Origin of the sequence: Anaeromyxobacter oryzae (assembly GCF_023169945.1) — a bacterium.
Classification (GTDB): domain Bacteria; phylum Myxococcota; class Myxococcia; order Myxococcales; family Anaeromyxobacteraceae; genus Anaeromyxobacter; species Anaeromyxobacter oryzae.
Window position 1 is genome coordinate 6215059 of the sequence record NZ_AP025591.1, and the last position, 22030, is coordinate 6237088.

Here is a 22030-nt window from a genome sequence, read left to right on the forward strand (position 1 = left end):
GTCGCGGTGGCCGCTCGCCCCCGCCCCCTGCTAGAGTGACCTCGCGCCGCAGCGGCTCGCGCGCGGCGATTCCAGCGAGGAGCCGGACCGGCTTGAGAAAGAACTTCGTCCTCGACACGAACGTCCTCCTCCACGATCCGCGCAGCATGTTCGGTTTCGGCGACAACGACGTCGTCATCCCGATCTACGTCATCGAGGAGATCGACAACTTCAAGCGAGACCTCTCGACGCTCGGCCGCAACGCGCGCCAGGTCTCCCGCTACCTCGACGAGTTCCGCGCGCAGGGCAAGCTGCGCGAGGGGGTCTCCCTCGGCGAGAACCTCGGCCTGATCCGCGTCCTCATGGCCGAGCGGAAGCTGCCCCACGGCAGCGGCGACGGCCACTCGACCGACGACAAGATCCTGGCGGTCGCCCTCGAGCTCGCCGAGCGCGAGAAGGGCACGCCGTCGGTGTTCGTGACGAAGGACACGAACCTCCGCATCCGCGCGGACGCCCTCGGGCTGCACGCCGAGGACTACGACGTGGAGGGCGTCGTCCTCGACGAGCTCTGGAGCGGCATCTCCGAGCTGGAGGTCACGCCGGAGCAGGTGAACGACTTCTACTCGACGGGCGCGATCCCCGGCCCCGAGGGGCTCGAGCCGCCCCCGCCGAACGCGTTCGTCGTCCTCCGCGACCGGACGAACCCGCAGCACTCCGCGGTCGGCAAGTACAGCGCGTCCAAGCAGGCGTTCGTGAAGCTCATCCAGACGCCCAAGGAGGGCGTCTGGGGCATCCGCCCGCGCAACAAGGAGCAGTCCTTCACCCTCGACCTGCTGCTCAACGACGAGGTCCGCCTCGTCACCATCGTCGGCAAGGCGGGCACCGGGAAGACGCTCCTCGCCATCGCCGCCGGCCTCCAGAAGACGATGGAGGAGGGCGTCTACCAGAAGCTCCTCGTCTCCCGCCCGATCTTCCCGCTCGGCCGCGACATCGGGTACCTGCCCGGCTCGGTCGAGGAGAAGCTGAACCCCTGGATGCAGCCGATCTTCGACAACGTCGAGTACCTCATGAACCTGTCGCGCTCCGAGAAGAAGGCCGGGCGCGGCTACCACGAGCTGCTCGACCTCGGCATCCTCGAGATCGAGCCGCTCACGTACATCCGCGGCCGCTCCATCCCGAACCAGTTCATCATCGTGGACGAGGCGCAGAACCTCACGCCGCACGAGGTGAAGACCATCATCACGCGCGTCGGCGACGGGACGAAGATCGTCCTCACCGGCGACCCGTACCAGATCGACAATCCCTACGTGGACCAGACCAACAACGGCCTCATCCACGTCGTGAACCGGTTCAAGAGCGAGCGGCTCGCGGGGCACGTGACGCTGTCGAAGGGCGAGCGGAGCCCGCTCGCCGAGCTGGCCGCCAACCTGCTGTAGCCCCGGCGCCACCCGGGACGAGGCGGCGGCCGTCGCGCGAGGCGCCGGCCGTCCCCGGCCGGGCTGGACAGGCCCGTCGGCGGCACTAGGTTCCGTGCATGACGAACCGAGCCCTCCCTGCGAGCGGGCAGCCGGCGCACCCCACGCTCGACTACCCGCTCCGCTACACGTTCAAGATCATGGGGCTCGCCGCGGACGACTTCGCCGAGCACGCGCGGCGCCTCGTGGCGCGCGTCGTCGGGAGCGCGCCGGCGGAGGACGTCGTGACGCGCCAGAGCTCCGGAGGGAAGTACCACTCCGTCTCCGTCGCGGTGCGGCTCACGTCGGAGGACCAGCGGCGAGCGGTGTACCAGGCGCTCTGGGAGGACGAGCGCGTCGTGTACTACCTGTGAGCGGAGCGGGCGCGGGAGATCACGCCGCCGCGCGCGCGCCGAAGTCCACGACCTCGACCGGGCGATCGGCCATGCCGAACGTCACCTCGTCGCGCCAGCCCTCGGCGTCGCCGCCGACCTGCAGCGGCACCGGGCGCTCGAAGCGCAGCGCCACGCGCTCGGCGTGGAAGTCGAGGAGCCCGTCGTGCGAGAAGTCGCCGGACCAGATGCGCCCGAGGTTCATGAGCAGCGTCGCGACGCCGATCTCGGTCCCGACGCGGAGCTGCATCATCCCGGGCGCCTTCTCCGCGAACGGGAACGCCTTGAGACCGAGGCCGTAGTAGGGGACCGTGCTCGCCGCGGCGAGCATGGTCGGGCCGGCGTACAGGAGCTCGCCGTGGCCGATCGGGCGGCCCATGCGGTTGCCGCGCGCGTCGAGGCGCCATGCCGGGCGGCCCACGTTCACGATCTCGCAGTAGCTGGGGCGCCGCTCGAGGATCGCGCGGGGCACGGACCGGAGGGCGACGGCGAGCCCGTACCCGCAGCCGCCGAGCCCGAGGCACCGCAGCGGCGTCCCGGCGAGCCGGCCCTTCACCCAGTTGTAGTCGTTCAGCACCGCGGCATCGACGCCGACCCCGGCGAACGGTGTCCGCCGCCCGTCGCAGGTGAGCAGGTCGAGACGCCGGACGCGGTCCACCTCGCCCCGCAGGTAGCGGGTCAGGTCCTGGACGTGGCGCCGGGGCGTCGCGCCGACCATTCCGGCGACCGCGTTCCCGGTGCCGAGCGCGAGGACGCCGAACCGGGGCGGGCGCGCGGCGCGGCGATCGGCGCTCTCGAGGATCCGGTTCACCCAGGAGACGAACGTCCCGTCGCCGCCGCCCGTGAACACCGTCCGGTAACGACGGGCGACGACCTCCTCGGCGATCGCGTTCGCCTCGTCCGGGCTCCGCGACAGGAACAGGTGCTCGTGCGGGACCAGCGACGAGAGCGCTTCGCGGACGCTCGCGTTCACCTGCTTCGCGTTGGCGTTCAGGAGGACGGCGAGCTCGGCGGGCGGCCCGAAGAGGGCCTGCTCGCTGTGACGCTCGGCGCTGACGACCATTCGAAGCATGGAAGCCCCTCTGGAGGCCGTGACGGGAATGTCCCGGTTGCTGAGCAAGGCCGGTGCCACGGCGCGTCAGGGTGTCGCACACGTGTCGATTCAGTGACTTACGCGCGTCCCGCTCGGAGGGCACAGGGGCGTGCGACGCGTCGGGATGGTGGCAGCGCGTAGCGCGCTACGCAGCGCAGCCGGCCGCCGGCGGGGCGGCGGGCGAGGCGGGTTTGACAGGCTGCGACGCGGACTTACGTTCGCCCCCGTCCAGGAGGACTTTCAAACCATGGCCAAGATCATCGGCATCGACCTCGGCACCACGAACTCCGTGGTTGCGGTGATGGAGGGGAAGGACCCCGTCGTCATCACGAACGAGGAGGGGTCTCGCATCACCCCGAGCGTCGTCGCCTACACGAAGGAAGGGGAGCGGCTCGTCGGGCAGGTCGCGAAGCGCCAGGCGATCACGAACCCGGAGAAGACCGTCTACTCCATCAAGCGCTTCATGGGCCGCCGCTTCTCGGAGGTGCAGGACGAGATGAAGCGGGTCCCGTACCACGTCGTCGAGGGCCCGAACGGCGACGCCCGGATCGAGATCGACGGCAAGCAGTACTCGCCCCCCGAGATCAGCGCGCAGATCCTGCTCAAGCTGAAGCGGGCGGCGGAGAACTACCTCGGCGAGAAGGTGACGGACGCGGTGATCACCGTGCCCGCCTACTTCAACGACTCGCAGCGGCAGGCGACGAAGGACGCCGGCGAGATCGCCGGCCTGAACGTCCGCCGCATCGTCAACGAGCCCACCGCGGCGGCGCTCGCGTACGGCCTCGACAAGAAGAAGAACGAGAAGATCGCCGTCTACGACTTCGGCGGCGGCACGTTCGACATCTCGATCCTCGAGGTGGGCGAGAACGTGGTCGAGGTGCTCGCGACGAACGGCGACACGCACCTCGGCGGCGACAACATCGACCAGCGGATCATCGACTGGCTCATCGCCGAGTTCAAGAAGGACACCGGCATCGACGTCTCGAAGGACAAGATGGTGCTGCAGCGCCTCAAGGAGGCGGCCGAGAAGGCGAAGATCGAGCTCTCCTCGGTGACGGAGACCGAGATCAACCTGCCGTTCCTCACCGCCGACCAGACCGGCCCGAAGCACCTGTCCATCAAGCTCAGCCGCGCGAAGCTCGAGCAGCTCGTCGAGGACCTCGTCGAGCGCTCCATCGAGCCGACGCGGAAGTGCCTGGCCGACGCGAAGCTCCAGCCGTCGCAGATCGACGAGGTGGTCCTCGTCGGCGGCCAGACGCGCATGCCGAAGATCATCGACACGGTGAAGAAGTTCTTCGGCAAGGAGCCGAACCGCACCGTGAACCCCGACGAGGTGGTCGCAGTCGGCGCCGCGGTGCAGGCGGGCGTCCTCTCCGGCGAGGTGAAGGACATCCTCCTCCTCGACGTGACCCCGCTGTCGCTCGGCGTCGAGACGCTCGGCGGCGTGATGACCCGGCTCATCGAGCGGAACACGACGATCCCGGCGAAGCGCTCCGAGACGTTCTCGACCGCGTCCGACAGCCAGACGTCGGTGGAGATCCACGTCCTGCAGGGGGAGCGCGAGATGGCGCGGGACAACCGCACCCTCGGGCGCTTCCACCTGGAGGGCATCCCGCCGGCGCCCCGCGGCATGCCGCAGATCGAGGTGACGTTCGACATCGACGCGAACGGCATCCTGAACGTCCAGGCGAAGGACAAGGGCACCGGGAAGGAGCAGAAGATCACCATCAGCCACTCGTCCGGCCTCGCGAAGGACGAGGTGGAGAAGATGGTCGCCGACGCCCAGTCGCACGAGTCCGAGGACAAGCAGCGGCGCGAGGAGGTCGAGCAGCGGAACCGGGCCGAGAACCTCGCCTACCAGATGGAGAAGCTCCTCAAGGAGAACCGGGAGAAGCTCCAGGCCGCGACCGCGAAGGAGATCGAGGACGCGGTGGCGGAGGTCCACAAGGTGCGCGAGAAGGGCAGCGCCCCCGAGGTGAAGGCCGCGATGGAACGCCTGGAGAAGGCGAGCCACAAGGCCGCGGAGGAGCTCTACCGGACCGCCGCGCCGGAGGGCCAGCCGGGCGCCGCCCAGCCCCCGCCCGGCGGCGAGGAGAAGAAGAAGGAGAACGTCGTGGACGCGGAGTTCAAGCAGGTCTAGCGCGCGTCCTCGCGAAGGGATCGGAGGGCCGTCCGGACACCCGGGCGGCCCTCTTTCCTTCGGGCGGCGCCGCGCGGGGACGCGGGGCGCGATCCGAACGCGCCTCGCTTTTCGGGGGAGCGCGCCTTACCATCCCGGCGCCGTGAACCTGACCGTCCTCTCCCGCTCCTCCGAGATCTACACGACCCGCCGCCTGGTCGAGGCCGCGGAGGCGCGCGGACTGGTCGCCCGCGTCGTCGATCCGCTGGAGGTGGAGATGGGCCTCGGGGACGACGCGCCGGCCGTCTACTGGCGCCGCCGCCGCTTCCCCCGCGCCGACGTGGTGGTTCCGCGGATCGGGCTCTCGATCCACCAGTACGGCCTCGCCGTCGTGAACCAGCTCGAGCTCATCGGCGTCCCGGTGCTGAACGGTGCCTACGGGATCGCCGCGAGCCGCAACAAGATGCGGAGCCTGCAGATGCTCTCCGCCGCCGGCATCCGGGTACCGCGCACGGTGATGGCGAGCGACCCGTCGGGCCTGAAGGAGATGGTGCGGCTCGTGGGGGGCGTCCCCGTGCTCGTGAAGCTCCTCTCCACGAGCGAGAAGAGCGGCGTGATGATCTGCGAGAGCCTGCAGTCGCTCGAGGCGGCGCTCGAGGCGATCCTCGGGCTCGGCCAGAACATCGTCGTGCAGCAGTACCTGAAGGGCGCGAAGGGGCGGGACCTGCGCGTGCTCGTCGTCGGCGGCGAGGTCGTCGCGGCGATGCGCCGGAGCGCGCCGCTGGGACGGTTCTCGCGGAACCTGCGCCGGGGCGCCCGGTTCGAGCGGATCGAGCTGCCGCCGGCCTACGCCCGGGCGGCGATCGAGGCGGCGCGCGTGCTCCAGCTCGAGGTCTGCGCCGTCGACATGCTGGACGTGAAGGGCGTGCCGCGAGTGTTCGAGGTGAACAGCTCGCCCTCGATCAAGGAGGCGGAGACGGCGTGCGGGGTCGACGCCGCCGGCCGGATCGTGGACCGGGCGATCTCGCTGGCCGAGATCCGGGCCCCGGCGGCCCGGCGGCGGGCGCGGAACGGCGCGGCGGCGGCCGGCGGCCGGGCCTCTTGAATGCGTGGCCCGCCCGGTCCGTCCATGGTACGAGACCGGTCCTTCCCGGAGGTCCGATGAGCCCAGGATTCGTCGTCGGTGCGCTGCTCGCGGTCGTCGCCCAGGCGGGAGCCGCCGAGATCCCCGACGCGGCGCAGCTCGCGAAAATCGACACCGCCGGCTCGACCGCGCAGGTCGCGCCCGGCAAGGACGGCCGCCTCGTGCTGGCGATCGTGCCCACCGGCACGAAGGACGCGCCGACCCACCTCGAGACGGCGTTCCCCGTGAAGGTGACGTTGACGGCGGCGAGCGGCGTGTCCGTGGGGAAGTCCGCGCTCTCGAAGATCGACGCCGCCCAGCTCGACCGGAAGGGCATCCGCTTCGAGGTGCCGCTCAAGGTCGTGAGCCCCGGCGAGCACGAGATCCGAGCGCAGGTGAAGTTCGCGGTGTGCATCGAGGACCCGAAGACGACCGAGACGAAGGTGTGCCTGCCGCAGGATCGCCAGGTCGTGTACTTGGTGAAGGCGAAGTAGGCGCGCGTGCGGATCGTCTACGGGATGAACCCGGTCCGCGAGCTGCTGCGCGCGGGCGGGGAGGGGATCGCGGAGCTCTGGCTCGCCGAGGGCGGGAGCCGCGGCGCCGCCTTCGCCGAGCTCGAGCGGCTCGGGCGCGCTTCTCGCGCGAAGCTCCGGACGGCGCCGCGCCAGAAGCTGGACCGGCTCGCCGGCACCGATCGGCACCAGGGCGTCGTCGCCGTCGTCGCCGACTTCGCGTACGCGGACCTCGACGATCTCGTGACCGCCGCCGCGGCCAGCGGGCGCCCGCCGCTGCTGGTGGTGCTGGACGGCGTCGAGGACCCCCACAACCTCGGCGCGATCATCCGCTCGGCGCACGCGCTCGGCGCCCACGGGATCGTCATCCCGAAGGACCGGGCGGTCGGCGTCACGCCCGCGGTGGCGAAGGCGTCCGCCGGCGCGGTGGAGCGCACCCGGATCGCCCGGGTGACCAACGTGGCGCAGGCGATCGAGAAGCTGAAGCAGGCGGGGGTGTGGTCGGTCGCGCTCGCGATGGACGGCGACCGGCCGCTCGGGAAGGTGGATCTGAAGGGCCCGACGGCGCTCGTCCTGGGCAGCGAGGGGGAAGGGATTCGCCCGCTGGTCCGCCGGACCTGCGACCTCTCCGCCAGCATCCCCATGTCAGGGGAGCTGGACAGCCTTTCGGTCTCCGCGTCGGCCGCGATCGGCCTCTACGAGGCCGCTCGGCAGCGCGGGACCTAGCCGCCCGATTCGGCGGTCGAATTCCGTCCTTGACAACATGGGGCAGGTCATTTTAAAGACCGCGCTCCACTTTTGGACGGCAGTAGTACGCCCCCGGGTCGAGCAGGCGGTACCGAGGGCGGTTTTCCGGAGAGATCTTGCTGGCGTAGCTCAGTTGGTAGAGCAGCTGCCTTGTAAGCAGCAGGTCGCGGGTTCGAATCCCACCGCCAGCTCCAGGAGCGCTGGGGTTCACGCGAAGTCGAGGAGAGCGCGAAGACATCGGAGGGGTTCCCGAGCGGCCAAAGGGAGCAGACTGTAAATCTGCCGGCTTACGCCTTCGGTGGTTCGAATCCACCCCCCTCCACTCAGAGTTTCAGCTCGCTGGTGTCGAAGAGAGAGGTTCGCGGGAAAACTTGCGGGAATAGCTCAGCTGGTAGAGCGTCAGCCTTCCAAGCTGAATGTCGCGGGTTCGAATCCCGTTTCCCGCTCCAGTGAGGTCGGATCGAGGAACAGGCCCTCGTAGCTCAGTTGGTAGAGCGCGTCCTTGGTAAGGACGAGGTCTCCAGTTCAATCCTGGACGAGGGCTCCAGTAACTCCAACGCGGGTCGGGCCGGGACGAGCGACTCGCGCAAACAGCAGGGAGCGTTGCCATGGGCAAGGAGAAGTTCGAGCGTAACAAGCCGCACGTGAACGTCGGGACCATCGGGCACGTCGACCACGGGAAGACCACGCTCACGGCCGCCATCACGAAGTACTGCGCCTCGAAGGGCATGGCGCAGTTCATGGCCTACGACCAGATCGACAAGGCTCCCGAGGAGCGCGAGCGCGGCATCACCATCGCGACCGCCCACGTGGAGTACCAGACGGCGGCGCGGCACTACGCGCACGTCGACTGCCCCGGCCACGCGGACTACGTGAAGAACATGATCACCGGCGCGGCGCAGATGGACGGCGCCATCCTGGTGGTCTCGGCGGCGGACGGCCCGATGCCGCAGACGCGTGAGCACATCCTCCTCGCCCGCCAGGTCGGCGTGCCGTACATCGTGGTCTTCCTGAACAAGGTCGACATGGTGGACGACAAGGAGCTGCTCGACCTCGTGGAGCTCGAGGTCCGCGAGCTGCTCTCCGAGTACGACTTCCCGGGCAACGAGATCCCGATCGTCAAGGGGTCGGCGCTCAAGGCGCTCGAGGGCGACAAGGGCGAGCTCGGCGAGCCGGCGATCCAGAAGCTGCTCGACGCCGTGGACAGCTACATCCCGACGCCGAAGCGCGCGACGGACAAGCCGTTCCTGATGCCGGTCGAGGACGTGTTCTCGATCTCCGGCCGCGGCACGGTCGCGACGGGTCGCGTCGAGCGCGGCATCGTGAAGGTCGGTGAGGAGATCGAGGTCGTCGGCCTGAAGCCGACGGTCAAGACGGTGGTGACGGGCGTCGAGATGTTCCGCAAGCTGCTCGACGAGGGGCAGGCGGGCGACAACATCGGCGCGCTCCTCCGCGGCCTGAAGCGCGAGGAGGTCGAGCGCGGCCAGGTGCTCGCGAAGCCGGGCTCGATCACGCCGCACACGAAGTTCAAGGCCGAGGTGTACGTGCTCACGAAGGAGGAGGGTGGTCGTCACACTCCGTTCTTCAACGGGTACCGGCCGCAGTTCTACTTCCGCACGACGGACGTGACGGGCTCCGTGCAGCTGCCGGCTGGCGTCGAGATGGTGATGCCGGGCGACAACATCACGATGGAGGTCGAGCTCATCACCCCGATCGCGATGGAGAAGGAGCTGCGGTTCGCGATCCGCGAGGGTGGGCGGACGGTGGGCGCCGGCGTGGTCGCCGAGGTCATCCAGTAAAGGAAGGAAGTCATGGCCGGGAATCGCAGCATCATCACGCTCGAGTGCAAGACCTGCAAAGAGCGGAACTACGCGACGACGAAGAACAAGAAGAAGACGCAGGACAAGCTCACGCTCTCCAAGTACTGCCCGCGCTGCCGCAAGCACGTGGAGCACAAGGAGACGAAGTAGCGGGAGCGCCGAGATAGGCCAGTAGCTCGAACGGCTAGAGCAGCGGTCTCCAAAACCGCGGGTTGGGGGTTCGAATCCCTCCTGGCCTGCCAGAACCACGAGGCGGGGTCGTCGACGGAGGCGACCCCGCCTCACCACGAAGCCGAAGGCACCACCATGGACAACGTCGGCGGGGTAGAGCAGCCCAGGCGCATCGTCGCGATCTTCTACGTGCTCGCCGCGATCGCGCTCGGAGTCTTCCTCGAACGCGTCCTGCAGCTCGTGTTCAACGCTGCGGGCCTGAACGACCGGAACGTCTTCAGCGACTGGAACGTGTCCACGGTCGTCGGCTTCGGGATCGCGGCGATCACCGCGATCGTGGTCTGGCGGATCCCGAAGACGCAGCAGGTGTCGCTCGAGATCGCGCTCGAGCTCCGCCGCGTCACGTGGCCGAGCCTGCGCGAGACGAGGGCGGCGACCGTCGCCGTCATCGTCGCGTCCGCGGTCGCGGCCCTGGTCCTGGGGCTCTTCGATGTCGTCTGGGGCTGGCTGAGCGCGCAGCTGTACTGAGCCGCCCCTGTCTTGGCGGCGAGCGGAGCCGCGGCGGCGAGGGGCCGCCCGATCGGCTCCGTCGGCGTTTTTCCGGCAGGCGTGCGGCGGCGACGAAACGGAGAAGTCATGGCGAAGAAGTGGTACGTCGTCCACACCTACTCGGGCTTCGAGAACAAGGTGAAGAAGTCGCTCGAGGAGCGGGTGCGCCAGCACGCGCTGGAGGACCGGTTCGGAGAGGTCCTCATCCCGATGGAAGTCGTCCAGGAGATGGTGAAGGGGGAGAAGAAGACGTCGAAGCGGAAGTTCTTCCCCGGCTACGTCCTGGTGAACATGGAGATGACGCTCGACACCTGGCACCTCGTGAAGGGGACGCCCAAGGTGACCGGCTTCGTCGGGAACGCCAAGACGCCGGAGCAGGTGCCCGCCGTCTCGGACGCCGAGGTGCAGCGCCTCACGACTCAGATCTCCGAGGGCTCGCTCAAGCCGAAGCCCAAGGTCCAGTTCGAGGAGGGGGACGCGGTGCGGGTCATCGACGGCCCGTTCTCGAACTTCAACGGCACGGTGGAGGAGGTCAAGCCCGACAAGGGCAAGGTCCGCGTCCTCGTGTCGATCTTCGGCCGCGCCACGCCGGTCGAGCTCGACTTCATGCAGGTCGAGAAGACGTAGCAGTCAACACGTGGGAGGGCCGCGTCAACGGTCCGTGAAACCACGCGGGAGCGGGCGCCGGGCGAAGGAGTCCGGCGGGCGCGACCGGAGGAGCAGCGATGAAGAAGATCACCGGACAGATCAAGCTCCAGCTTCCCGCCGGCAAGGCGAACCCGGCCCCGCCCGTGGGCCCGGCGCTCGGCCAGCACGGCGTGAACATCATGGAGTTCTGCAAGCAGTTCAACGCCGCGACGCAGGCTCAGGCGAAGGAAGCGCTCATCATCCCGGTCATCATCACCGTCTATCAGGACCGGTCCTTCACCTTCCAGCTCAAGACCCCGCCTGCGGCGATCCTCCTGAAGAAGGCGGCCGGCCTCCACACGGAGAAGAAGAAGGGCTCCGGCGCGCACAAGCCCGGCAAGGAGAAGGTCGGGCAGGTCACGCGCAAGCAGGTCGAGCAGATCGCGAAGATGAAGATGCAGGACATGACTGCGGGCAGCGTCGAGGCCGCGATGCGGACCATCGAGGGCACCGCGCTGTCCATGGGCATCGACGTCGTCGGCTAGCCGCCGCCAGAGGAGAACGAACATGGCTATCGGGAAGAAGTTCAAGGCGGCTGCGGCGAAGGTCGATCGGGCCAAGCGCTACAAGATCGACGAGGCGATGGGCCTCGTGAAGCAGACCGCGACGAAGAAGTTCGACGAGACGGTGGACGCCGCGATCAACCTCGGCGTCGACCCCAAGCACGCCGACCAGGTGGTGCGCGGCGCCGTCGTGCTGCCGCACGGCATGGGCAAGGCCGTGAAGCTCGCGGTGTTCGCGAAGGGCGACAAGGCCAAGGAGGCCGAGGCCGCCGGCGCGGACATCATCGGCGCGGAGGATCTCGCCGAGAAGATCCAGGGCGGCTTCATGGACTTCGACAAGGTGATCGCGACCCCCGACATGATGGGCGTCGTCGGCCGCCTCGGTAAGGTCCTCGGCCCCCGCGGCCTCATGCCGAACCCGAAGATCGGCACGGTCACGATGGATCTCGCCAAGGCGATCAAGGAGCAGAAGGCCGGCAAGGTCGAGTTCCGCGTCGAGAAGGCGGGCATCGTCCACGTGCCGTTCGGGAAGGCCTCCTTCGATCCGGAGAAGCTCAAGGCGAACTTCAACGCGATCATGGAGATCATCTACAAGGCGAAGCCGCAGACCGCGAAGGGCGTCTACGTCAAGAACGTCACCGTGAGCACGACGATGGGGCCTGGCATCAAGGTCGACCTCGCCGAGCTCGCCGCGCACCACGCGTAAGCACGGTTCGGAAGGTTCCCGGCGGCAATGACGCCGCCGGGGTTTCTGGTCCAAGACAGCGGGCCCGCCGGTCGCTCCGGTGCGAGGGGAGTTCGGAGCGACGGGTGGCCAAGCGGAGCCGGAAGGCCCCGACCCGCCGAGACGGGAACGCCGCTTCGCGCAGCGTCCCCTGCTTGGCCAGGGGGTTTTCGTACCGGACGTCCGGTCCGAGACCCGAGCACGCCGCCGGCGGAACACGGCGCCGGCGGTCGGAAAGGCGGTGATTCGACTTGAACCGGACGGAAAAAGAGCAGGTCATCGGCGAGCTCCACGAGAAGATGGCGAAGGCGAAGGCGGCCATCGTCGCGGAGCCCAAGGGCCTCGACGTCGCGACGGTCACGGAGCTCCGCAAGAAGCTCCGCGACTCGAAGGTGGAGTACCGCGTCGTCAAGAACACCCTCGCAGCGCGCGCCGCCAAGGGCACGACGCTGGAGCCGCTCGCGGAGAAGTTCGTGGGGCCGACGGCGATCGTGATGTCCTACGACGACGTGGTCACCCCGGCGAAGCTCCTCGTGGACTTCATGAAGGACCGCGAGAACTTCGCGATCCGCACCGCGGTGGTGGAGGGCAAGGTCATCGACGCGAAGGGGGTGCAGGCCCTCGCGAAGCTGCCGGGCCTCCAGGAGCTCCGCGGCCAGATCGCGGCGATGATCGCGCAGCCTGCGACCAAGCTCGTTCGCATGATCGGGACCCCCGGGCAGCAGCTCGCCCGGGTGCTCGGCGCGCGGCGCGAGCAGCTCGAGACCCAGAAGTAGACGGTACGTGAAACCCGCCCGCGCGGGAGACCGCGCGGGCTCGAACGCTAGTGGGGCGCCGGAGAGGCGCCCCCGAGAAAGAGAAGGAAGAAGGACATGGCCGATCTCAACACGATCGTCGATCAGCTGTCGGGCCTCAGCGTCATGGAGGCCGCCGAGCTCGTGAAGAAGCTCGAGGAGAAGTGGGGCGTCTCCGCCGCCGCCGCGCCGGTGATGATGGCCGCCGGTGGTGGCGCCGCCGCCGCCGCCCCCGCCGAGGAGAAGACCGAGTTCACGGTCGTCCTCGCGGACGCCGGCGCGAACAAGATCAACGTGATCAAGGAGGTCCGCGCGATCACCGGCCTCGGCCTGAAGGAGGCCAAGGATCTCGTCGAGGGCGCCCCCAAGGAGGTCAAGGCGGGCGTGGCCAAGGCGGAGGCCGACGAGCTCAAGAAGAAGCTCGAGGGCGCGGGCGCCAAGGTCGAGATCAAGTAACCAGGGCGCTGTCTGGGCACGGCGGGGCGGGGTTGCAAGCCGCCCCGCCGTATCCCAGGTTGGATTCTTTGACGGGCGAGGGGGAAGCGGTTAAGAACCCCCATCCCTTCACTGATTCCGGGCATTCCGGCTCTTCGCCGGAGCGACGTTGGATAGCCGGCCGCCAGGCTGGCTAGACCCTTTTGTGCGGGTCTCGTGGGGAAAGAGGACCGAACCAAGATGGCGACGACGATCCAGAACAACTTCCGAATCCGGCGCAACTTCGGGAAGATCAACAAGATCGCCGAGATCCCCAACCTCATCGCCATTCAGAAAAGCTCGTACGACAAGTTCCTGCAGGCCGACGTCCCGCCCGAGAAGCGGGACGACACCGGCCTGCAGGGCGTCTTCAAGTCCGTCTTCCCCATCAAGGACTTCAACGAGACGTCCAGCCTCGAGTTCGTCAGCTACCACCTCGAGAAGCCCAAGTACGACGTCGACGAGTGCCATCAGCGCGGGATGACGTACTCCGCGCCGATCAAGGTCGTCGTCCGCCTGGTCGTCTGGGACAAGGACGAGGAGACCGGCGCGCAGTCGATCCGCGACGTCAAGGAGCAGGAGGTCTACTTCGGCGAGATCCCGCTCATGACGGAGAACGGGACCTTCATCATCAACGGGACGGAGCGCGTCGTCGTCTCGCAGCTCCACCGCTCCCCGGGCGCGTTCTTCGACCACGACAAGGGGAAGAGCCACTCGTCCGGCAAGCTGCTCTTCAACGCCCGGATCATCCCGTACCGGGGGTCCTGGATCGACTTCGAGTTCGACCACAAGGACATCCTCTACGTCCGCATCGACCGGCGGCGGAAGCTCCCGGCCACGGTGCTCCTGCGCGCGCTCGGCGCGACGCCGGACACGGCGAAGAAGGACCCGGTGGACTTCAAGGGCTCCGCCGAGGAGATCCTCAAGTACTACTACGACACGGAGACGATCCGGGTCGAGGGCAAGGGCAAGTTCGAGAAGGACCTGAACCCCGAGCTCCTCAAGGGCCAGCGCGCGACGCGCGACATCCGGGATCCGAAGTCGAACGAGATCATCGTCAAGAAGAACCGGAAGTACACCGAGAGCGCGATCAAGAAGCTCGTCGCCGCGAAGATGAAGTCGCTCCCCGTCGAGCCGGAGGAGGTCTACACCAAGATCTCCGCCGAGGACGTGGTCGACGAGGAGACGGGCGAGGTCCTCCTGGAGGTCAACGAGGAGGTCACCGAGGCGAAGATCGAGGAGCTCCGCAAGCGGAACATCAACGAGTTCCGGGTCCTCTTCATCGACAACCTGAACGTCCTGCCGTCGCTCCGCGACACGCTCATGCAGGACAAGATCTCCACGCCCGAAGAGGCGATCATGGAGATCTACCGCCGCCTCCGCCCCGGTGATCCGCCGACGCCGGAGACCGCGACGAACCTGTTCGTCAACCTGTTCTTCAACGCCGAGCGCTACGACCTCTCGAAGGTCGGCCGGCTGAAGCTCAACTACAAGTTCGGGATCGAGGAGCCGCTCGAGAACACCGTGCTCACCAAGCGCGACGTGCTCGAGGTCGTCCGCTTCCTCATCGACCTCAAGAACGGCTCGCCGAACAAGGACGTCGACGACATCGACCACCTCGGCAACCGCCGCGTCCGCGCGGTGGGCGAGCTGCTCGAGAACCAGTACCGCATCGGCCTCGTTCGCATGGAGCGCGCGATCAAGGAGCGCATGAGCCTCCAGGAGATCGAGACGCTCATGCCGCACGATCTCATCAACGCGAAGCCGGTCACCGCGGTCATCAAGGAGTTCTTCGGGTCCAGCCAGCTGTCGCAGTTCATGGACCAGACGAACCCGCTGTCCGAGGTGACCCACAAGCGCCGCCTCTCGGCCCTCGGGCCGGGCGGCCTCACCCGCGAGCGCGCCGGCTTCGAGGTGCGCGACGTCCACTCCACGCACTACGGCCGCATCTGCCCGATCGAGACGCCGGAAGGCCCGAACATCGGCCTCATCGCGTCGCTCTCGACCTACGCCCGCGTCAACGAGTACGGCTTCGTCGAGACGCCGTACCGGAAGGTCGAGAAGGGCCGGGTGACCGACGAGGTGAGCTTCTACTCCGCGCTCGAGGAGGAGAAGCACATCATCGCGCAGGCGAACGCGCCCGTGGACCGCAAGGGCAACTTCACCGGGACGAACGTCTCCTGCCGCAAGGAGGGCGAGTACATCCTCGCGAAGCCCGAGGAGGTCGACCTCATGGACGTGAGCCCGAACCAGCTCGTGTCCGTGGCCGCCTCGCTCGTGCCGTTCCTCGAGAACGACGACGCGAACCGCGCCCTCATGGGCTCGAACATGCAGCGCCAGGCGGTGCCGCTCCTCCGCACCCAGGCGCCGCTCGTCGGCACCGGCATCGAGGGCATCGTCGCCCGCGACTCCGGCGTGACGGTGGTGGCGAAGCGCGACGGCGTCGTCCAGTCCGTGGACGCCTCGCGCATCGTGGTGAAGGCCGACGTGGCGACCTCGACGACCGACGTCGCCAACGAGGTCGACATCTACAACCTCATCAAGTACCAGCGGTCGAACCAGAACACCTGCATCAACCAGAAGCCCATCGTGAAGCCGGGCGAGCGGGTGAAGAAGGGCGACGTCATCGGCGACGGGCCGGCGACCGAGATGGGCGAGCTCGCGCTCGGCCAGAACGTCGTCGTCGCGTTCATGCCGTGGCAGGGCTACAACTTCGAGGACTCGATCCTCCTCTCCGAGCGCTTCCTCAAGGAGGACATCTTCACGTCGGTGCACATCGAGGAGTTCGAGTGCGTCGCGCGTGACACGAAGCTCGGCAAGGAGGAGATCACCCGGGACATCCCGAACGTCGGCGAGGAGGCCCTGAAGGACCTCGACGAGTCGGGCATCATCCGGATCGGCGCCGAGGTGAAGCCGGGCGACATCCTCGTCGGCAAGATCACCCCGAAGGGCGAGACCCAGCTCTCCCCCGAGGAGAAGCTCCTCCGCGCCATCTTCGGCGAGAAGGCGGGCGACGTCCGCGACAGCTCGCTGCGCGTCCCGCCGGGCGTCTCCGGCACCGTGATCAACGCCAAGGTCTTCAGCCGCAAGGGCGTCGACAAGGACGAGCGCGCGAAGGCGATCGAGGAGGCCGAGGAGGCCAAGCTCCTCAAGGATCAGAACGACGAGATCAAGATCATCCAGGACTCGGCGTTCGAGAAGATCCGCCGCCTGCTCGTCGGCAAGGAGGTCACCGGCCGCCTCGTCGACGACAAGGGCAACCAGCTCCTCAAGAAGGGCGACGTCCTCGACGACGCGCTCCTCGACACGGTTCCGCAGCGGTACTGGGGCGAGATCACCGTCACCGGCGACGTGCAGGACCTCGTCCGGAAGATCGTCGAGAACTTCGAGGAGCAGAAGGAGCTCGTGAAGCTCCTCTTCGGCGAGAAGATCGGCCGCCTGAAGAAGGGCGACGAGCTGCCGCCGGGCGTCATCAAGATGGTGAAGGTGTACGTCGCCATCAAGCGCAAGCTCGCCGTCGGCGACAAGATGGCCGGCCGCCACGGCAACAAGGGCGTCGTCTCCCGCGTGCTCCCCGAGGAGGACCTGCCCTACCTCGAGGACGGCACGCCGGTGGACATCGTGCTGAACCCGCTCGGCGTCCCGTCGCGCATGAACGTCGGGCAGATCCTCGAGACGCACCTCGGGTGGGCCGCGAAGAACGTCGGCATCCGCCTGCAGGAGATGATCGAGAAGAACTACGGCCCCGACCAGCTGCGGAAGAAGCTCAAGGCGGTCTTCAGCGGCGAGGACGGGCAGGGCGGCAACGAGAAGCTCGTCCAGCTCATCGACGACGTGCCCGAGAAGGAGCTGCCGAAGCTCGCGCAGAAGCTCCAGCGCGGCATGCACGTCGCGACGCCCGTCTTCGACGGCGCCCGCGAGAACGAGATGAAGGAGCTCCTCGACGAGGGCTCGGCGACGATGCAGTCGATCCTCTTCGACGGCCGCACGGGCGAGCCGTTCGACCAGGACGTCACCGTCGGCGTCATGTACATGCTGAAGCTGCATCACCTCGTGGACGAGAAGATCCACGCCCGCTCCATCGGGCCGTACTCGCTCGTCACGCAGCAGCCCCTCGGCGGCAAGGCGCAGTTCGGCGGGCAGCGGCTCGGAGAGATGGAGGTCTGGGCGATGGAGGCGTACGGCGCCGCCTACTCGCTCCAGGAGTTCCTCACGGTGAAGTCCGACGACGTGGTCGGCCGCACCCGCATGTACGAGGCGATCGTCAAGGGCGAGAACACGCTGGAGTCCGGCCTCCCCGAGTCGTTCAACGTCCTCATCAAGGAGCTCCAGAGCCTCGCGCTCGACGTGGAGCTGCTCGAGTCGCCGGAGGCCAAGGCGGCCCGCGAGGCGTCGGAGGGCGAGCTGGGCGGCCCGCTCGGGGCGCCGCGCGGCGCGGCGGCGGAGAAGAACACCGCGTAGCCCCGCGGAGCGGCCTCGGTCGCGCCCCCCTCGCCGCGTGAAGCGGCGGGGGAGGGCGCCTGGTCTTCGAAAGCATTTCCAGAGTTCGCCAGGGAGTCGACGTGAAGGACATCTTCAATTTCTTCGAGAAGCCGAAGGACCCGCTCTCGTTCTCGGCCATCCGGATCTCGCTCGCGAGCCCGGACAAGATTCGCCAGTGGTCGCACGGCGAGGTGAAGAAGCCGGAGACCATCAACTACCGGACGTTCAAGCCGGAGCGCGACGGCCTCTTCTGCGCGAAGATCTTCGGCCCGGTGAAGGACTACGAGTGCAACTGCGGCAAGTACAAGCGCATGAAGCACCGGGGCGTGGTCTGCGAGAAGTGCGGCGTCGAGGTGATCCAGTCGAAGGTCCGCCGCGAGCGGCTCGGCCACATCACCCTCGCGACGCCCGTCGCGCACATCTGGTTCCTGAAGTCGCTGCCGAGCCGCATCGGCAACCTGCTCGACATCACGCTCAAGGACCTCGAGAAGGTCCTCTACTGCGAGTCGTACATCGTCATCGACCCGAAGCAGACCACCTTCCAGAAGGGCGAGCTCCTCTCCGAGGACCGCTACCAGAAGGCGCTCGACGAGTTCGGTGACGAGGCGTTCTCCGCCGGCATGGGCGGCGAGGCCGTCCTCGAGCTCCTGAAGCGCGTCGGGCCCGTCGACAAGAAGCACGGCGAGGGCGTCCACGGCCTCGCGAACGAGCTCCGCGCCGAGATGAAGGAGGCGACGAGCGACGCCAAGCGGAAGAAGATCGCGAAGCGCCTCAAGGTGTGCGAGGCGTTCGTCGTGTCCGGGAACAAGCCGGACTGGATGATGCTCGAGGTCATCCCGGTCATCCCGCCGGACCTCCGCCCCCTCGTGCCCCTCGACGGCGGCCGGTTCGCGACGTCCGACCTGAACGACCTCTACCGGCGCGTCATCAACCGCAACAACCGCCTGAAGCGGCTCCAGGAGCTGAACGCCCCGGACATCATCATCCGCAACGAGAAGCGGATGCTGCAGGAGGCCGTCGACGCCCTGTTCGACAACGGCCGCCGCGGCAAGACCATCACCGGTCCCAACAAGCGCCCGCTCAAGTCCCTCAGCGACATGCTGAAGGGCAAGCAGGGCCGCTTCCGCCAGAACCTGCTCGGCAAGCGCGTCGACTACTCGGGCCGCTCGGTCATCGTGGTCGGCCCGGAGCTCAAGCTGCACCAGTGCGGCCTGCCGAAGATCATGGCGCTCGAGCTCTTCAAGCCGTTCATCTACAACAAGCTCGAGGAGAAGGGGTACGTCACCACCATCAAGAGCGCGAAGAAGATGGTGGAGAAGGAGCGTCCCGAGGTCTGGGACATCCTCGACGACGTGATCCGCGAGCACCCGGTGCTCCTGAACCGCGCCCCGACGCTCCACCGCCTCGGCATCCAGGCGTTCGAGCCGGTCCTCATCGAGGGCAAGGCGATCCAGCTCCACCCGCTCGTCTGCACCGCCTTCAACGCCGACTTCGACGGCGACCAGATGGCGGTCCACGTGCCGCTCTCCATCGAGGCTCAGATGGAGGCCCGCGTGCTCATGATGAGCACGAACAACATCCTGTCCCCCGCGCACGGCAAGCCGATCATCGTGCCGTCGCAGGACATCGTCCTCGGCATCTACTACATGACCCGCGAGCGCGCGTTCGCCCGCGGCGAGGGCAAGGTCTTCGCGAGCCCGGAGGAGGTCCGGGCGGCGTACGACCAGGGCGAGGTCGAGCTCCAGGCCAAGGTCTGGGTCCGCATGGACGGCAAGCGGGTCGAGACCACCGTCGGCCGCGTCCTGCTCTTCGACATCGTCCCGAAGCGGCTCTCGTTCGAGTCCGTCAACAAGGTGATGGACAAGAAGCAGCTCCAGGGCCTCATCGACCTCACCTACCGCCTCTGCGGCGAGAAGGAGACCGTCCTCCTCGCCGACCGCGTGCGGTCGATGGGGTACGGCAACGCCACCAAGGCCGGCATCTCCATCGCCCTCGAGGCCATGGTGATCCCGAAGAAGAAGCAGGAGCTCCTCGAGCGCGCCACCCGCGAGGTCGACGACATCCAGACCCAGTACACCGAGGGTCTCATCACCATCGGTGAGCGGTACAACAAGGTCATCGACATCTGGGCGCAGGTCACCGAGGAGGTCGCCCAGGAGATGATGGCGGAGATCGGGACCGAGACCGCGATCGGGCCCGGGAAGGACGGCAAGCGCGAGGAGCGCAAGCAGCCGTCGTTCAACCCGATCTACATCATGGCCGACTCGGGCGCCCGCGGCTCCGCGCAGCAGATCCGGCAGCTCGCCGGCATGCGCGGCCTCATGGCGAAGCCGTCCGGCGAGATCATCGAGACGCCGATCACCGCGAACTTCCGCGAGGGTCTGAACGTCCTCCAGTACTTCATCTCGACCCACGGCGCCCGCAAGGGCCTCGCGGACACCGCGCTCAAGACCGCGAACTCCGGCTACCTGACCCGCCGCCTCGTCGACGTGGCGCAGGACGCCATCATCACGGAGTACGACTGCGGCGCGATGGACGGCATCACCCTCGGCGCGCTCGTCGAGGGCGGCGAGATCATCGAGCCGATGGGCGAGCGCATCCTGGGCCGCGTCGCGCTGGACGACATCCTCGACACCTTCTCGGGCAACGTGCTCGTGAAGGCGAACGAGGAGATCGATGAGAGCAAGGTCAAGCTCATCGAGAACGCCGGCATCGACAAGGTGAAGATCCGGTCCGTGCTCACCTGCCAGGCGCGGCGCGGCATCTGCGTCGAGTGCTACGGGCGCGATCTCGCGCGCGGCCGCAAGGTGAACATCGGCGAGGCGGTCGGCGTCATCGCCGCCCAGTCGATCGGCGAGCCCGGTACGCAGCTCACGATGCGGACGTTCCACATCGGCGGCGCGGCGTCCCGGCGCGCCGAGCAGTCCACGATCGAGAACCGCAACCCCGGCGTCGTGAAATTCCACAACGTGAGCGTGGCGAAGAAGAAGGACGGCACGCTCATCGTCATGAACCGGAACGGCGAGGTCATCGTCACCGACGAGCAGGGGCGCGAGCGCGAGCGGTACGGCGTGGTGTACGGCGCCAAGCTCCTCGTCCGCGAGGGCCAGAAGATCGAGACGAACGCCCTCCTCGCGGAGTGGGATCCGTACTCGATGCCGATCATCACCGAGGTGGCCGGCCGCGTGAAGTACGGCGACCTCATCGACGGCGTGACGATCTCCGAGCAGGTCGACGAGATCACCGGCCTCGCCCGCAAGGCGGTCATCGCCTCCAAGGATCCGGACGCGCGCCCGCGCATCTCGATCAAGGACGACGAGGGCAAGACGCGGAAGCTCGCCAACTCCGAGGCGGACGCCCGCTACATGCTCCCCGAGGGCGCGAACCTCGTGGTGAACGACGGCGACGAGGTCGACGCCGGCGACGTCATCGCGAAGATGCCCCGAGAGACCACCAAGACGAAGGACATCACCGGTGGTCTCCCCCGCGTCGCCGAGCTCTTCGAGGCGCGCAAGCCCAAGGAGCACGCGGTCATCTCCGAGATCGACGGCGTGGTCGCCTTCGGCAAGGACACGAAGGGCAAGCGCAAGGTCGTCATCACCCCCGAGGTGGACGGCAAGCTCCGGCCGGATCTCGCGAAGGAGTACCTGATCGGCAAGGGCAAGCACATCTCGGTGCACACGGGCGACCGGGTGCGCGCGGGCGAGGCGCTGATGGACGGCGCCGCCAACCCGCACGACATCCTCCGCGTGCTCGGGGAGAAGGAGCTCGCGCGCTGGCTGGTGGACGAGGTGCAGGAGGTCTACCGGCTGCAGGGCGTGAAGATCAACGACAAGCACATCGAGACGATCGTCCGCCAGATGCTCCGGCGCGTGCGGATCGTCGAGGTGGGCGACACCAACTTCCTCGCGGACGAGCAGGTCGAGAAGTTCGTGTTCGAGGAGGAGAACGAGCGCGTGCTGAAGGACGGGGGCCGCCCGGCGCAGGGTGAGCCGCTCCTCCTCGGCATCACGAAGGCGTCGCTCTCCACCGAGTCCTTCATCTCGGCTTCCTCGTTCCAGGAGACGACGAAGGTGCTCACCGAGGCCGCCATCAGCGGCAAGGTCGACTACCTCCGCGGCCTCAAGGAGAACGTCATCATGGGCCGGCTCATCCCCGCCGGCACCGGCCTCCCGCACTACAAGCACCTCGACATCGAGGTGGAGACGCCGGTCGACGCCGTGGAGGAGGCCGAGGAGGCCCTCGCGGTCGGCGCCGAGGAGTAGGGCGACTCGAGCGGGCGAGCCCGCCGTTAACAGGTCGTTCACGAAGGGTCCGGTCCCTGGTGGGGCCGGGCCCTTTCACTTTTTGCCGCGGGCTCGCATCTGACAGGCGTAAGCGGCTGTTTGGGCGTTCTGCCACAGTGCG

Annotated in this window: 17 protein-coding genes and 5 tRNA genes; 21 read left to right on the forward strand and 1 reads right to left on the reverse strand. The window is 67.9% G+C overall.

The window, feature by feature from the left end:
* Positions 1-92 precede the first annotated feature (92 nt).
* Positions 93-1415 carry a PhoH family protein gene (locus tag AMOR_RS27280; RefSeq protein WP_248356263.1) on the forward strand — a complete coding sequence of 441 codons (1323 nt, stop codon included), beginning with the start codon at positions 93-95 and terminating at the stop codon, positions 1413-1415.
* A gap of 98 nt (positions 1416-1513) precedes the next feature.
* Positions 1514-1807, forward strand: a complete 294-nt coding sequence (locus tag AMOR_RS27285) for an HP0495 family protein (RefSeq protein ID WP_248356265.1) — start codon at positions 1514-1516, stop codon at positions 1805-1807.
* A 19-nt stretch (positions 1808-1826) separates the two neighbouring features.
* On the opposite strand, the gene AMOR_RS27290 is transcribed toward AMOR_RS27285, so the two are convergent.
* The gene (locus tag AMOR_RS27290; RefSeq protein ID WP_248356267.1) at positions 1827-2888 is read right to left on the reverse strand and encodes a diacylglycerol/lipid kinase family protein; all 1062 of its coding nucleotides are present in this window, start codon (positions 2886-2888) and stop codon (positions 1827-1829) included.
* 277 nt (positions 2889-3165) lie between these two features.
* Here AMOR_RS27290 and dnaK point away from each other — a divergent pair, with 277 nt between their 5' ends.
* From dnaK to rpoC, 19 genes are all read left to right on the forward strand, one after another.
* The gene (gene dnaK / locus AMOR_RS27295) at positions 3166-5058 is read left to right on the forward strand and encodes a molecular chaperone DnaK (RefSeq protein WP_248356315.1); all 1893 of its coding nucleotides are present in this window, start codon (positions 3166-3168) and stop codon (positions 5056-5058) included.
* A gap of 142 nt (positions 5059-5200) precedes the next feature.
* A complete protein-coding gene (locus tag AMOR_RS27300) occupies positions 5201-6142 on the forward strand; it encodes an ATP-grasp domain-containing protein (RefSeq protein ID WP_248356323.1) in 942 nt (313 codons plus the stop codon).
* Positions 6143-6198: 56 nt separating this feature from the next.
* Positions 6199-6654 carry a hypothetical protein gene (locus tag AMOR_RS27305; RefSeq protein ID WP_248356325.1) on the forward strand — a complete coding sequence of 152 codons (456 nt, stop codon included), beginning with the start codon at positions 6199-6201 and terminating at the stop codon, positions 6652-6654.
* Positions 6655-6660: 6 nt separating this feature from the next.
* On the forward strand, positions 6661-7398 hold the full coding sequence (gene rlmB, locus AMOR_RS27310; protein WP_248356327.1) for a 23S rRNA (guanosine(2251)-2'-O)-methyltransferase RlmB: 738 nt from the start codon (positions 6661-6663) through the stop codon (positions 7396-7398).
* Between the two features lie 139 nt (positions 7399-7537).
* A tRNA-Thr gene (locus AMOR_RS27315) sits at positions 7538-7613 on the forward strand.
* A gap of 45 nt (positions 7614-7658) precedes the next feature.
* A tRNA-Tyr gene (locus AMOR_RS27320) sits at positions 7659-7741 on the forward strand.
* Positions 7742-7792: 51 nt separating this feature from the next.
* Positions 7793-7868 (forward strand) — tRNA-Gly (locus AMOR_RS27325).
* Between the two features lie 22 nt (positions 7869-7890).
* Positions 7891-7966 (forward strand) — tRNA-Thr (locus tag AMOR_RS27330).
* A gap of 61 nt (positions 7967-8027) precedes the next feature.
* Positions 8028-9218: an elongation factor Tu gene (gene tuf / locus AMOR_RS27335; RefSeq protein WP_248356329.1), complete on the forward strand. Its 1191-nt coding sequence runs from the start codon at positions 8028-8030 to the stop codon at positions 9216-9218.
* Positions 9219-9230: 12 nt separating this feature from the next.
* Complete coding sequence (gene rpmG / locus AMOR_RS27340) at positions 9231-9389, forward strand: 50S ribosomal protein L33 (RefSeq protein WP_248356331.1); 159 nt, start codon at positions 9231-9233, stop codon at positions 9387-9389.
* Positions 9390-9404: 15 nt separating this feature from the next.
* Positions 9405-9481: transfer RNA gene (locus AMOR_RS27345), tRNA-Trp, on the forward strand.
* Positions 9482-9545: 64 nt separating this feature from the next.
* Complete coding sequence (gene secE, locus AMOR_RS27350) at positions 9546-9938, forward strand: preprotein translocase subunit SecE (protein ID WP_248356344.1); 393 nt, start codon at positions 9546-9548, stop codon at positions 9936-9938.
* Between the two features lie 108 nt (positions 9939-10046).
* A complete protein-coding gene (gene nusG, locus AMOR_RS27355) occupies positions 10047-10586 on the forward strand; it encodes a transcription termination/antitermination protein NusG (RefSeq protein WP_248356346.1) in 540 nt (179 codons plus the stop codon).
* Positions 10587-10684: 98 nt separating this feature from the next.
* The gene (rplK, locus tag AMOR_RS27360; protein WP_248356366.1) at positions 10685-11131 is read left to right on the forward strand and encodes a 50S ribosomal protein L11; all 447 of its coding nucleotides are present in this window, start codon (positions 10685-10687) and stop codon (positions 11129-11131) included.
* Positions 11132-11153: 22 nt separating this feature from the next.
* Entirely contained in the window at positions 11154-11855 is a 702-nt protein-coding gene (gene rplA / locus AMOR_RS27365; protein ID WP_248356368.1) for a 50S ribosomal protein L1, read from the forward strand.
* Positions 11856-12124: 269 nt separating this feature from the next.
* Entirely contained in the window at positions 12125-12649 is a 525-nt protein-coding gene (gene rplJ, locus AMOR_RS27370; protein WP_248356377.1) for a 50S ribosomal protein L10, read from the forward strand.
* Positions 12650-12745: 96 nt separating this feature from the next.
* Positions 12746-13123: a 50S ribosomal protein L7/L12 gene (gene rplL / locus AMOR_RS27375; RefSeq protein ID WP_248356379.1), complete on the forward strand. Its 378-nt coding sequence runs from the start codon at positions 12746-12748 to the stop codon at positions 13121-13123.
* Positions 13124-13342: 219 nt separating this feature from the next.
* On the forward strand, positions 13343-17602 hold the full coding sequence (rpoB, locus tag AMOR_RS27380) for a DNA-directed RNA polymerase subunit beta (protein ID WP_248356381.1): 4260 nt from the start codon (positions 13343-13345) through the stop codon (positions 17600-17602).
* A gap of 101 nt (positions 17603-17703) precedes the next feature.
* Entirely contained in the window at positions 17704-21888 is a 4185-nt protein-coding gene (gene rpoC / locus AMOR_RS27385) for a DNA-directed RNA polymerase subunit beta' (protein ID WP_248356383.1), read from the forward strand.
* Positions 21889-22030: the final 142 nt, after the last annotated feature.

Coding starts and splice junctions, on each gene's coding strand:
- rplA (WP_248356368.1), top strand. CDS start 11,154: ATGGCTATCGGGAAGAAGTTCAAGGCGGCTGCGGCGAAGGTCGATCGG.
- rpmG (WP_248356331.1), top strand. CDS start 9,231: ATGGCCGGGAATCGCAGCATCATCACGCTCGAGTGCAAGACCTGCAAA.
- rplL (WP_248356379.1), top strand. CDS start 12,746: ATGGCCGATCTCAACACGATCGTCGATCAGCTGTCGGGCCTCAGCGTC.
- rpoB (WP_248356381.1), top strand. CDS start 13,343: ATGGCGACGACGATCCAGAACAACTTCCGAATCCGGCGCAACTTCGGG.
- rplK (WP_248356366.1), top strand. CDS start 10,685: ATGAAGAAGATCACCGGACAGATCAAGCTCCAGCTTCCCGCCGGCAAG.
- secE (WP_248356344.1), top strand. CDS start 9,546: ATGGACAACGTCGGCGGGGTAGAGCAGCCCAGGCGCATCGTCGCGATC.
- nusG (WP_248356346.1), top strand. CDS start 10,047: ATGGCGAAGAAGTGGTACGTCGTCCACACCTACTCGGGCTTCGAGAAC.
- tuf (WP_248356329.1), top strand. CDS start 8,028: ATGGGCAAGGAGAAGTTCGAGCGTAACAAGCCGCACGTGAACGTCGGG.
- AMOR_RS27290 (WP_248356267.1), bottom strand. CDS start 2,888: ATGGTCGTCAGCGCCGAGCGTCACAGCGAGCAGGCCCTCTTCGGGCCG.
- dnaK (WP_248356315.1), top strand. CDS start 3,166: ATGGCCAAGATCATCGGCATCGACCTCGGCACCACGAACTCCGTGGTT.
- AMOR_RS27285 (WP_248356265.1), top strand. CDS start 1,514: ATGACGAACCGAGCCCTCCCTGCGAGCGGGCAGCCGGCGCACCCCACG.
- AMOR_RS27305 (WP_248356325.1), top strand. CDS start 6,199: ATGAGCCCAGGATTCGTCGTCGGTGCGCTGCTCGCGGTCGTCGCCCAG.